Annotated in this window: 12 protein-coding genes and 1 tRNA gene; 9 read left to right on the forward strand and 4 right to left on the reverse strand. The window is 66.5% G+C overall.

The genetic code is table 11. The features are described from left to right. On the reverse strand, window positions 1-1,869 hold the full coding sequence (locus ACWV17_RS26260; protein ID WP_455361627.1) for a galactose oxidase-like domain-containing protein: 1,869 nt from the start codon (window positions 1,867-1,869) through the stop codon (window positions 1-3). Window positions 1,870-2,202: 333 nt separating this feature from the next. Between ACWV17_RS26260 and ACWV17_RS26265 the strand changes: the two genes are divergently transcribed. Continuing rightward, window positions 2,203-2,847, forward strand: a complete 645-nt coding sequence (locus ACWV17_RS26265) for an NADPH-dependent F420 reductase (RefSeq protein WP_455361628.1) — start codon at window positions 2,203-2,205, stop codon at window positions 2,845-2,847. A gap of 149 nt (window positions 2,848-2,996) precedes the next feature. Here the strand turns inward: ACWV17_RS26265 and ACWV17_RS26270 are convergent. The 3 genes from ACWV17_RS26270 to ACWV17_RS26280 form a co-directional block, all read right to left on the reverse strand. Beyond that, window positions 2,997-3,074 (reverse strand) — tRNA-OTHER (locus tag ACWV17_RS26270). A gap of 238 nt (window positions 3,075-3,312) precedes the next feature. Continuing rightward, window positions 3,313-3,624: a hypothetical protein gene (locus ACWV17_RS26275; protein WP_455361629.1), complete on the reverse strand. Its 312-nt coding sequence runs from the start codon at window positions 3,622-3,624 to the stop codon at window positions 3,313-3,315. 220 nt (window positions 3,625-3,844) lie between these two features. Beyond that, complete coding sequence (locus ACWV17_RS26280; RefSeq protein ID WP_455361630.1) at window positions 3,845-5,917, reverse strand: hypothetical protein; 2,073 nt, start codon at window positions 5,915-5,917, stop codon at window positions 3,845-3,847. A gap of 606 nt (window positions 5,918-6,523) precedes the next feature. Here ACWV17_RS26280 and ACWV17_RS26285 point away from each other — a divergent pair. From ACWV17_RS26285 to ACWV17_RS26320, 8 genes are all read left to right on the forward strand, one after another. Then, on the forward strand, window positions 6,524-7,066 hold the full coding sequence (locus ACWV17_RS26285; protein WP_455361631.1) for a hypothetical protein: 543 nt from the start codon (window positions 6,524-6,526) through the stop codon (window positions 7,064-7,066). Window positions 7,067-7,207: 141 nt separating this feature from the next. Next, complete coding sequence (locus ACWV17_RS26290) at window positions 7,208-7,459, forward strand: hypothetical protein (protein ID WP_455361632.1); 252 nt, start codon at window positions 7,208-7,210, stop codon at window positions 7,457-7,459. A 21-nt stretch (window positions 7,460-7,480) separates the two neighbouring features. Next, the gene (locus tag ACWV17_RS26295) at window positions 7,481-7,669 is read left to right on the forward strand and encodes a hypothetical protein (protein ID WP_455361633.1); all 189 of its coding nucleotides are present in this window, start codon (window positions 7,481-7,483) and stop codon (window positions 7,667-7,669) included. Between the two features lie 10 nt (window positions 7,670-7,679). After that, complete coding sequence (locus ACWV17_RS26300) at window positions 7,680-8,276, forward strand: hypothetical protein (protein ID WP_455361634.1); 597 nt, start codon at window positions 7,680-7,682, stop codon at window positions 8,274-8,276. An 89-nt stretch (window positions 8,277-8,365) separates the two neighbouring features. Next, complete coding sequence (locus ACWV17_RS26305) at window positions 8,366-9,142, forward strand: bifunctional DNA primase/polymerase (protein ID WP_455361635.1); 777 nt, start codon at window positions 8,366-8,368, stop codon at window positions 9,140-9,142. Window positions 9,143-9,254: 112 nt separating this feature from the next. Next, window positions 9,255-10,412, forward strand: a complete 1,158-nt coding sequence (locus tag ACWV17_RS26310; RefSeq protein WP_455361636.1) for an AAA family ATPase — start codon at window positions 9,255-9,257, stop codon at window positions 10,410-10,412. Beyond that, window positions 10,409-10,618 carry a helix-turn-helix transcriptional regulator gene (locus tag ACWV17_RS26315; protein WP_455361637.1) on the forward strand — a complete coding sequence of 70 codons (210 nt, stop codon included), beginning with the start codon at window positions 10,409-10,411 and terminating at the stop codon, window positions 10,616-10,618. Before ACWV17_RS26310 ends, ACWV17_RS26315 begins: the two co-directional genes overlap by 4 nt. After that, the gene (locus ACWV17_RS26320) at window positions 10,615-11,199 is read left to right on the forward strand and encodes a hypothetical protein (RefSeq protein WP_455361638.1); all 585 of its coding nucleotides are present in this window, start codon (window positions 10,615-10,617) and stop codon (window positions 11,197-11,199) included. Before ACWV17_RS26315 ends, ACWV17_RS26320 begins: the two co-directional genes overlap by 4 nt. Window positions 11,200-11,216 lie beyond the last annotated feature (17 nt).

Below are 11,216 nucleotides of genomic sequence, written 5' to 3' on the forward strand. Positions count from 1 at the left end.
TCACCGGGGCGGGCCGAAGGAGACGAACTTGGCGGTGCTGGGCACACCGTCCTCGTTGAGGAGGAAGAGCATGTAGTAGCCCGGAGGCGCGGCATTGGCCGAGGGCGGCGCCTGCAGCTCGAGGGAGCCGTCGCCGCGGCTCTTGATACGGACGTCGAGGTGGCGCTGGCTGAAGTCCACCGAATGGGTCGCCGTCGTGGGTGCCAGCAGTACGGCGCGCTTGACGTCCTCCGGGGTGGAGGTCAGCACCCGGAACCGGGAGTCGTAGTCGACCGTGCGCCGGGGTACGGCCGACAGGTCGGGCCGTTCGCCGTTGTGCAGATACGCCGGCTCGTAGATCTCGATGCTGCCGTCCATGTCGTCGCGGATGTCCGGGTCGTTGGCGATCTGCTGGGCCTCGTCGCCGGTGACCATGATCCGGCCGTCGGGCAGGACGACGGCGTTGGAGTGGTAGCCGCGCGGCAGCCGCTGGGCGGGCCCCAGCTTCCAGTTGCCGTCGGGGTCGCGCATCTCGGTCTGCCGGTACTTCAGATCGGCGTTGGGGTTGTAGAGCCCGTTGCCGTAGTCGCGGATGTCGTGGGCGCCGTTGACGGTGAACAGGGTGCCGTCGGGCAGGATCAGGGTGTTGTCCTGGGTACGGCCGAAGGCGCGGGGCTCCTTCTTCTTCCACTGGTCGCCGACGAGCTGGTACGTGTTCGGGTCGTTCCGGTTGCCGCCGAGGACGAGGACGGAGTCGGGCCCCCGGAAGCCGGCCGGCAGCGGCACCGCGGAGCCGTAGCTGCGCAGGAGCCCGTCGGGCCGCGCGGGCAGGTTCGTCCGGGTCTCCGCGACCGGGTCGAAGCGCCACTGCTGGTCGTGGTCGCGGCCGAGCCCGTAGATCATGCCGTCCCGCAGCGAGAACAGATGCGGATAGTCGTGCTTGAACGGGGCTTCCGCCTTGAAGACGTCCACCGGCACGTTCTCGGGGACGTCGCCCCTGCTGGTCGGGACCGCGTGGTTCAGCGCCGGGAAGCGCTCCACGATGGGCGTGGGGGTTCCCCAGCCGAGTTCCGACTGGCCGGACATGATGAGAATCCGCCCGTCGGGGCCGGTGACGGCGCTGGGGTACCAGCGTCCTACGGACATCTTCTCGTTGAGCGACCAAGTCTCGGACCACGGGTCGAAGACGAGGGACAGCTTGGCGCCGGAGCCGTGGTTGCTGCCGAGATTGCCGCCGAAGACGCCGAGCATGCCGTTGGGCAGGAAGGCGTGACCGGCGCAGAAGAACGGCGCGGGCCGCGGTTCGTTCTTGCCGTCCGGCATCATGACGGTGGGCGGCGTGACCTTCTTGAACGCGTTGGAGCCGCTGCCCTTCGCCGGGTCCCACAGATACGCCCGGCCGGCGTTCTCCTTGCCGATGACCTGGGTGGGCGCCGTCTCCTTCGTCGGGTTGGTCTCGATCCTCTCGAAGGAGAACAACAGGACCTTGCCGGTGGGCAGTTGCGCCACGTGGACGCCGAAGTCGGGGGACGGGAAGTACTCCTTGAAGGCCCCGTACTCCCGCGCGGCGAACCCGGCGTTGTGCTTGGCCTGCGACTTGGTGAGCGACTCCAGGCGTCCCGTGCGCATCGGCTGCGGGTAGTCGCCGGCGTCCTCGGCCCGCATACGGGCCTTGGCGTGCGACTCGGCGTGCTCCTGGCCGAGGACGGCGGCCTCGGCCTTGTCCACCGCCACCTTGCCGCCGGCGGCGGGATCCTTCCCCCGCTGGACGGAACGGGATCCCGACCCGCCGTCGTGGGCGACGGCGGGGAGAGCGGCGACGAGGGGGGTGGTCAGGGCGGAGATGACGGCGCAGGCAGAGATCAGCCTGGACAGTCGTGGTCGTGACATGGGACTCCTTGTGGCCGGTCGGCCTGCGCGTTCGACGGTCCCGCTTCCCGGCAGGCGCTGAATATGCGAAAGGAATAGGCCTGACGTAACGGACCGTGACATCGCACCACAGAGAGTGACGATCGGCAACCACCACGTCACCGAACCACTCGTGCGGTTCAAGGAGAATCAATTCTGCGGCGCAGGAACAACGCGAACCTGCCGGGTCGAGAAACTCGCCGAGCCCCTGGGCGTCACCCAGTGGCGAGCGACCACAGAACTACGTCTTTGGTGCCGGTCCACCCGGGCCCACGGTCCGATTCGCCGAGCCCCGACAACGGCTAGCGTCACACCATGCGTATAGGACTACTTGGCACCGGCAACGTCGCCCGAGCACTGGCCCACGGCTGGAGCGCCGCAGGACACGACGTGCTCCTCGGTTCACGCCGGCCCAACGACCGGACAGACCTCGAGCTCCCCGTGGCGGGCCTGAGCGAGACAGCCGCCCACGCAGAGGTACTGGTCAATGCCACCCCGGGGGCCGTCTCCGTGGAACTGCTGCACTCCATCGGGGCACCGGCGCTGGCCGGCACCCTGCTGATCGATGTCGGGGTCGGCCTCTCCGACGACTTCACCGAGCTCTCGCACCCCAACAGCAGCCTGAGTGAACAGATCCAGGAAGCCTTCCCCCTGACCCCCGTCGTCAAGACACTGTGCACGATGGACTCCACCGTGATGACCGCCCCGGACGGTCTCGACGGCCCGAGCACCGTTTTCCTCTCCGGCAACGATGCCGAAGCCAAACGGACCACCGGCCGCCTGCTCACCGACCTCGGCTGGCCCCCGTCGTCCCAGCTGGACATCGGCGGCATCACCACCGCACGCGGACAGGAGCACTTCGCCCTGCTCTTCATGGGCATCGCGGGCGGTCTGGGTGCCCACACGTTCAACATCAACGTGGTCACCCGCCCCTCTGCCCAGGGCCTGCCGTCCATGTGATCTTGATTGATGGATCATGGTCGGTGATACGTCGCCATGCACACCCGGTTCCGCCGGTGGGCTGTTCACCCGGTAGACCAGGGAAATCCCGTCCAAAGCGAACGGCTCCTCACCTGCGTTTCTGCAGGTGAGGAGCCGTTTATCTCGCGTGGCGGCGCCAGGATTCGAACCTGGGTAGGCTAAGCCGACGGATTTACAGACTCCTGACGAACGCGCCTCCACACCGCTGCTGACCTGCGACGGAGAGCACCGGGCGAATAGCTCGTGGGTCGGCCGTCCACGTCTCGTCCAGATCTTGTCCGACAGGCATGCATCTAGCGCTGGGCATCCTGCCGTCTCCTGCCGCGGGCGAGCGGCGCGAGCATCTCGATCCCGTCCTCAGAACTCTGAACTCGCCTACACAGCCAAGATCCTGCGCATCTCCTGTGGGTGGCAAGCGACACACTCGGACAAGTGTTGCACCTGTCAACCCTGCGACACTCTGAGTTCTGCTTCGCAGTCAACCACTTGGGTATATTTTTTTCGATCCTGCTCGTATTCAAAGCGGCAGCCGCGAATGTTTTTTTCTATCTGGCCGGTGACTTCGAGGTGTGCCACATAGAAGATGTCGCTGTACTCGGCAGGCTTCACCTTGAACGGCTCGCTCGCATAATTCTTCAGGCTGGCGAATTCAGGTAGTCCTGGTTCGCCTTCCGGAGCAAGGAGGGGCACTCCCTGTGTGTCCTGCCTGCTGTAGGCCCCGTAACCGAGCAATTTCAACCCCTTGGGGACACCCATCAACGTTGCACCCGTGATTTCGATGTCTTTCGAGGATTGATTGGTGGGGACGGGCAGAGCGAACCACCACTCTTGTCCGATCTTGGCCCCGTCGTGTCCGACGGTTCCGGCTTCGGAGGCTCCTCCACTGATCGCTGTTCCTGTCAGCCGAGGCTCACGGATCTCTGCCGATGCGGAGCACCCAGTAGCCAATAGGAAAGCAGAGCAGAGCGCGGCGACGCTAGTAGGAGTAAACGACGCCCGGATTCGGCGAAACCGGACCCCGGTGGCCCCAGATGTCATGTTGTCCGTACCCCCATCCTGCCTTGATCTTTTGAGTGTGCTTGCTGTCGTAACCTGTTGATGAACTCAGCGAGAGGCCGAAGACGGAGACCGCTCCCGTGAACTTGATGCTCCTGCCTCGAGCCACATAGAAGGTGCCGCCGCGGGAGATCCAATTACGATTAGCCTTCGGGGAGGCATAGAAATTTGCCCCGCCGTCCTTGTATTTAACGTCGCGACCGAACAGGGCGACCGGGCCGCCTGCGGGGACCTTGTAACGGCCGGCGATGACCTTCAAGGACGACCACATAGGTGTGGCTCCGCAGTAGTGCGTCATCTTCTGCTTGCGGTACTCAATCGGTACACGCCACTGCTTGCCGAAGTTGGGTCCGATGTAGTCGAAGCCCGCAGTGGCACTCGAATCAGATCCAAGGGCGACGGTGCCATTCACTACCCACTTATTCCCGGACTTATAGGCGACATCGACACTGGTTGAGAGCTTGCTCTCATATTCCATGGAGGCCTTCGCGTCATAGTAGGCATGACCTTCACCGACTACGGTGTAGCCAATCTGCGTGGAAACAGTTTGGTACAAGTTGTAGCAGTTGCCAGAATCCCGGGTGACAGGCTCAGCGCTGACGTCCCGCCCCTTGACGAGGTACGGGTTGTGGTTGGCAGACGACGGCCCCCGATCGTTCTGCCACACCGGAACGGGTGCGCTGCCTGGATCTCCGGTTCGCCTCTCGATCTCAGCAGCATATGTGGTGCTCATCTGATGGGGAGTGGGGTCGGCTGTCGTGTTGTTGGGATCGTCTTCCTCATACAACGGCAGGAGTGCCACTGAGCGAGGAGAGACGTCGCGCATCGTGGCCGCGAAGGTGGTCGCCTTCCTGGTGGCAGGCGCGGGAGGAGCAGCCACGAGATGATCGATGCCGATCATCGGAGCACCGGAGGAAGTCTTGCCAAGCGTAGTGGCACTGACGTTTAGGGCACCGCCGTTGTCGTCGACTTCCGCCTGAACCTCGGCGGGGAGCTGCTCAGGCAGGGTCACCGACCAGGTGCCGTCGGCGGCGGTGGTAGCCGTGCCGAGCGCAGGAAGCCTTTCGGAGCTGCCGTCTTCAGGAACGAGGCCGGTCGGTTCGATTGTGACGGTGAGACCGGGCGCGGGCGCGCCGTTGCCGAGGGTGAACTTGCCTGAGACCGTGGCTGGTCCACTCGGCTCCGGCTCCGGGGCTGGCGGCTCCGCCGGGGCTTCCGGTGTATCCGAGTCGTCCGGTGGCGTCCCGAAGTACGGCTTAGTATCAGGCGTTGCAGACAGGCACGACGCCGTGTCGGCAAAGATGTCGATGCCATAAATGCCAGTGCGAACGTCATCATTGGCGAGCGTCAGGGGAGAGCCGGTATAGCCCCTGATGACTCCGGAGTAGTTAAGGGCGCCAGAGTAGGTGTAGGTCGCCCCGGCGCCTGGGCTCCAGCCCTGTTCGGCCCCTGCCAGGCCGGTTGCGATGGAAGTTCCGTTGCCGGTGAGGGATGGAGCCCCGGACTCGGTGTAGTCCCACGTCTTGATCTCGCCGTTGGTCAGGGCGTAGACCTTGGAACCCGCGCCCCACACGTCATCTGCAGCCTTGAGTGCAATGGCGGCGCCAGTATTGGCGGCGATGGTGCCGACAATGGTGATCGCCCCCGCGCCAGTGTCCGGCGCGCCCTGCTTGTACACGGTGATGCTGCCGTCTTCTCGCTGCCCAAAGATCCGGCCGTTGTCTGACCAAATCTTCTTGAAGGCATCCCAACCGCGTCCATATGTGTGGGAAGGAGCGAGCAGCGATCCACCTGTGGCGGTGGCGTCCTTACGGGATTTGAGTGTGCCGTCAGCGACGATCTCGTAAATCACGCTCTTGCCGGCCGGGAAGAGCCTGCTCCCTGCTGGAACGGTTGCGGTGTGGCCGGTGTCGAAGATGGTGCCGCTTACGCCGGCTCCCTTCGGGTTCCAGTCCAGGTACTTCCGCAGTGTGTGTGGCCCTGTGGAATACACGGGGCCCGGCTTAGTTTCCACAACGTACGTCGCAACGTTCGAAGGGCAGGCGTCGGCTGCCGCCGTATCGACTGGACCCACGGTCTGAGGAACGGCAACTGCTCCTGCAAGCAATGCACTCAGACACACCCCACGGACCAGAATTCCTCCTGGCCTCCTCGATGCGCGAAATGCCACTTCATCCCCCAGGGAAATGATGCGAGCCAGCCTGCTGGCGCTCGCGGTGGGTGAATACAACCACGAGCAGGTTTGACGGGCCCATGCCAAATCGGAACCTTGACGTCCGTTCATGGAGGCGACGGGTCCATTTTGGGTACGATGCGTGCGACTCGAACGGTCTCTTTTGAGGTTTCCTTGAGGAAGAGGAATGCGAAGTTTGCGATTCCTTGGCGAATTCATTACTCATCATTGGCCAAGAATTGACTGGCTAATGACTGACCGTTGGCAGCGCCTGTTGTGACTTGAGGTCGCTTACACGTAGATAGCTGCAGTTCAGCCAGCGCGGTCGGATCCCCTGCGCGATCTGGCACGGTCCCGATCGAGGTACGGCAGGCCGCCAGCCAGACCATCAGCGCCAACGTCGGGATCCGGTTCTGCCTTCAGGTCATGGGCCAGCCCGAGAACGACATGGTGCTGGGCACCTCGATGTACAAGAACGGCATCCGCGCCACCTCGTTCACCGCCGAAGACCCGGGCATCGGCTACCTGGTCGGGGCCGGGCCGAACCCGCAAATCGTCCGCTCCTACTACATCGACAACGCCACCGCAGAGAAGCTGTGCGACCGCGCGAAGGCCGCGCGGGCCGCGGCCGGCACACTGCCCGACCCCGCCGCGCCGAAGAAGGACAAGGGGGCCGACACCCTCCTTGCCGACATCCTCGCGGTCACTCCCGCGAGCGAGGCCAAGCCGTGGAACGAGACGACCGTGGACCGCCTGGCGGAGCTGCGGCCCGAACGCTACGGCGACTGGGCCCGGATGAAGCCCGAGGAGAAGACCGCGCACCTGACCGCCGCCCTGAAGCCGTACGGCATCAAGACCGATCAGGTCGGCCGGCGCGTCGAGGGCAAGCCTGTCAACAAGCGCGGATTCGAGCGCTCCCACGTCGCCGATGTGGTTGCGGAGCGTAACCGAAACCGCGAGGCGAGCTGACCGCCCGGGGCCGCTAACGATAGTGGTCACCCCCGCTAACGTTAGCGGCCCCGATAGCGGCCCACACGTGTTCTGATCAGGCCGCTAGTAGATAGCGGCCCACCTGCGGAAACCCTTGAAACCCGCCTGTGGAGGCCCTCCATGACCCCCGCTCTCCTTGCTATCACCTGCCTGCTGACCGTCACGTTCAGTTACGTCGCGACGTGTGCGGTCAGCCCGTTCGGCACCTGCCGCAAGTGCCGCGGCTGGGGCCACGCCATCGCCACCGACCGCAAGGGCCGGGCCAAGCGCGGCAAGGACTGCCGCCGCTGCAAGGCCACCGGCAAGCGCATAGGGGTCGGCCGCCACCTCTACAACATCGCCGCCCGCATCCACCGCGACGGCACCCACTGACCGCACAGAAGGGAATGCCCGATGGCCATCACCGTCTCGCTCGTGGCCCTGTTCGGACTCGTCCTGTTCTTCCTGCTCCGCTCCAAGACCCTCGGCTACGGCTCCGCGTTCATCGCCGTGCTGTTCGGCTTCTACCTCGCCTCCACCGGCGCCTCGCAGCCCGTGAACGAACTCACCCAAGCCGTCCTCAACGCCGTCCGCGACCTGTGAGGAACCCGTCATGACCGAACCCATCACCTGTCGCCACTGGGCCCTGGATGCGCTGCCCAAGGCCACGCCCGCCATCGCCACCTCAACCGTGCTGATCCTGGGCCGAATCTGGAACGCCAACGGCGCCGAACACTCCCTCGGCAACGCCGCACTCATGACCGTGCTCACCGCGGGAGCCGCGGCGGCCGGCGCCCTCGCGGCCGCGGGCCGCTCTGGGGACAGCGTCCTCGCCGGAACCGCCTTCGCCACCTCTGGCGGCCTCGCACTGGCAGGCGTCGCCGGATACGCCGACGGCATCTGGCTGCCGCTGCTGCTGTGGGCCCTCGCGACCGCCGTCGCCTACGGCCTCGCGGCCCGCTACTGGCGCAGTGACCGCCGCGACACCGTCGCCCACGAGCGGCAAACGGCAGAGCGGCGTGAGGAGCACGCCCACACCGAGCGGGTGGAGACGATCCGCGCTCGCACGCAGATCGAAGTCGCCCGCGAGGCGAGCACCTACGCCGCCGCGCTCGCTGAGGCCATGACCGCCCGTGCCGCGCTGCCCGGCTTCGACGCCACCGCACTCACGCGCGCCGGACTGCCCGAACTCCCCACGACCGACAAGTAAATGGCCGCGGCGGCGGGACTCCCCAGCAAGGTCGCCCGCCGCCGCGGTTCTCCCTGACCGTCCGAAGACAGAAACAGGAGACACTCAGAATGCCTTACCCCGACCGCCCCGCGCTGCTCCAGGCCGCGCTGGATGCCGCCGCCAACGGCTGGCACGTCTTCCCGCTCCGGCCCGGCGACAAGCGCCCCGCCGTCACCGAGTGGGAGACCCGCGCGACCACCGACCCCGAGCGCATCGCCCGGTGCTGGGCCCACGCCCCGTACAACATCGGCCTCGCCACCGGCCCGTCCGGCCTGGTCGTTGTCGACCTCGACAACCCGAAGGGGCCCGAGGACGTGCCGCCGGCCGAGTGGGCGCGGCCTGGAATCCACAGTGGCTACGACGTGTTCCTCTCCCTGTGCCAGGAGCACACTGGCCGCGCAGAACTCGCCCCGGACACGCACACCGTGCGCACCGCAAGCAGCGGCACGCACCTGTATTTCGCCGAGCCCGAGGGCATCGAACTGCGTAACACCACGGGCAAGCTGGGATGGAAGATCGACACCCGCGCGCATGGCGGCTACGTCGTCGCCGCGGGCAGTGTCCTCGCCCACGGCGGCGGATACGCGGCGGTACTTCCCGTGGCGCCCTCGCTGCTCCCCGAGTGGCTGGTTGAGCTGCTGCGCCCGGCCCCGCTGCCGCCACAGAAGCCCGTGACCGTGGCGCTCGCCTCGGACCGGCGCGGCCAGTGGTTGCGCGCGGCCGTGAACGGCGAATTGCAGCGCGTCACCCGCAGCGGAGAGGACCAGCACAAATCGCCCTCTACCGCGCCGCCGTCGCGCTCGGACAGCTCGTTGCCGGGGGTGAGCTGGGCGAAGCCGAGGTGAAGGAGTGGCTGTGTGCCGCCGCTCTCCAGGTCGGACAGAGCGACCGCGAGGCACGGCGCACCATCGCCTCCGGACTCCGGGCCGGAGCCAAGCGCCCTCGGACGGTGGCGGCATGACCGGCAACCCGATTCCCCCGCTGCACCTGTACTCCGTGCCGAGCGAGCCGCAGACCCCGGCCGTCGCGCCGCCGAAGCGGGAGCGGCCGCGGACCGCGTGGACCGCGGATCAGCTCATGGCCGCGGAGTTCCCCGAGCCGAAGTGGGCCGTGCCCGGCATCCTCGCGGAAGGCGTCAGCTTGCTGGCCGGTCCGCCCAAGGTCGGCAAGTCCTGGCTCTCCCTCGGACTCGGTCTCTCCGTCGCCGCTGGCGGCAAGGCGTTCGACTCGGTCCCGGTCAAGGGCGGCCCGGTGCTCTACCTCGCCCTGGAGGACACCCCGCGCCGTCTCCAGACCCGGATGGGCAAGCTGCTCGGTGGGCAACCGGCGCCGGCCGGACTGACCCTGGTGACCGAATGCCCGCCCTTCCCCCAGGGCGGAGTCGAAGCCATCGCGCAATGGCTGGACCGCAACCCCGATGCCCGCATGGTCGTGATCGACGTGTTCGCCAAGATGCGCGGCCAGTCCCCACAGGGCGTGTCCGCCTACGACGCGGACTATGTCGCCGTCGGCTACGCAAAGCGGCTCGCGGACCACTACGGCATCGCCGTCGTCCTGGTCCACCACGTCCGCAAGATGGCATCCGAGGACTTCCTCACCGAAGTCTCCGGGACCAACGGCATCGCCGGAGCCGCGGACGCCACCCTCGTACTCAAGCGCGCCCGCGGGCAGGCAGACGGCATCCTGCACGTCACCGGCCGCGACGTGAACGAAGCCGAATACGCGCTCCAGTTCCAAGAAGCGTCCGGAGCCTGGCACTTGCTCGACGGCCCGGCATCCGACCACACCATCGGCGACACCCGTGCCGCAATCTTGCGGCACGTCCGGGCCAACCCCGGAGCCAAGCCCAAGGACATCGCCGAAGCCCTCCCACAGGCCGACATCGACACCGTCCGTCGCACCTGCTCCCGCATGGCCGCACACGGACAGCTCACCAAGGACGGCAGCGGCCGGTACTACCCCGACACCGAGACCCGGACACAGGGCACCCAAGAGGTGTCCCAGCTGTCCGACTGTCCGGTTACCCCCTCTGGCCAGCAAAAAGAGACCGGACAGTCCGAACTGGAGCTGTCCGGGCTGTCCGGTTCCGCAGATCAGAAGGAGGCCGCTCGATGACAACCGCCACCCGCCGCCGTCGGCCCTCGGCCGACGAATGGCTGCCGCTGACTGCAGTCCTGGACGAAATCGGCATCACGCGCGCGACCTGGTACCGCTGGCGGAACCGCGGCTACGGCCCGGAAGTCCGGCGCCTGCCCAATGGGCACCTGCGGGTGCGTCGCAGCGTCCTGGACGCCTTCCTGGAAGCACTGGAGGTCGCGTGACCGACTGGAGTTACACCGTGCGGATCTGGAGCATCCGGAAGCGCCCGTACCGCAAGCCGTTCCAACTCCGCTGGCAAGTAGGCACCCGGCCCCACTCGGAGTCCTTCCTGACGTCGGGCCTAGCGGAGAGCCGTCGCGCGCAGCTCATCACGGCGACCCGTGCGGGTGAGCCCTTCGACGTGGACAGCGGCTTGCCCAAGTCGATGGTGCAGAAGGAGCGGGACATCTCCTGGTACGAGCACGCAAGGAACTACCTGGAGATGAAGTGGGACCACTCCCCCGCCACGACCCGGCGGAACCTCGCCGAGGCCATGGCCAAAGTCACGCTCGCCCTGGTGAAGGACACGAAAGGGATGGCTGATCACAAGGTCGTCCGCCGGGCGCTCTACAGCTGGGCGTTCAACGTGAAGCGCTGGGAGGAGGAACCGCCGGCCGACGTGAAGGCCATCCTCGTGTGGGTCGAGCGCAAATCCGTGCCGACATCCGCGCTCTCGGACCGAGTCCTCGCACGCAAGGCACTGGATGTCGGCGTACACGTGAACGTCCCCACCCGCGTACGGATGAACGTCCCCAGTTCTTGATGCCTTGAAGGGACACC

It is taken from the genome of Streptomyces mabaensis, from assembly GCF_053763515.1.

Coding starts and splice junctions, on each gene's coding strand:
- ACWV17_RS26260 (WP_455361627.1), bottom strand. CDS start 1,869: ATGTCACGACCACGACTGTCCAGGCTGATCTCTGCCTGCGCCGTCATC.
- ACWV17_RS26265 (WP_455361628.1), top strand. CDS start 2,203: ATGCGTATAGGACTACTTGGCACCGGCAACGTCGCCCGAGCACTGGCC.
- ACWV17_RS26275 (WP_455361629.1), bottom strand. CDS start 3,624: ATGGGTGTCCCCAAGGGGTTGAAATTGCTCGGTTACGGGGCCTACAGC.
- ACWV17_RS26285 (WP_455361631.1), top strand. CDS start 6,524: ATGGGCCAGCCCGAGAACGACATGGTGCTGGGCACCTCGATGTACAAG.
- ACWV17_RS26290 (WP_455361632.1), top strand. CDS start 7,208: ATGACCCCCGCTCTCCTTGCTATCACCTGCCTGCTGACCGTCACGTTC.
- ACWV17_RS26295 (WP_455361633.1), top strand. CDS start 7,481: ATGGCCATCACCGTCTCGCTCGTGGCCCTGTTCGGACTCGTCCTGTTC.
- ACWV17_RS26300 (WP_455361634.1), top strand. CDS start 7,680: ATGACCGAACCCATCACCTGTCGCCACTGGGCCCTGGATGCGCTGCCC.
- ACWV17_RS26305 (WP_455361635.1), top strand. CDS start 8,366: ATGCCTTACCCCGACCGCCCCGCGCTGCTCCAGGCCGCGCTGGATGCC.
- ACWV17_RS26310 (WP_455361636.1), top strand. CDS start 9,255: ATGACCGGCAACCCGATTCCCCCGCTGCACCTGTACTCCGTGCCGAGC.
- ACWV17_RS26315 (WP_455361637.1), top strand. CDS start 10,409: ATGACAACCGCCACCCGCCGCCGTCGGCCCTCGGCCGACGAATGGCTG.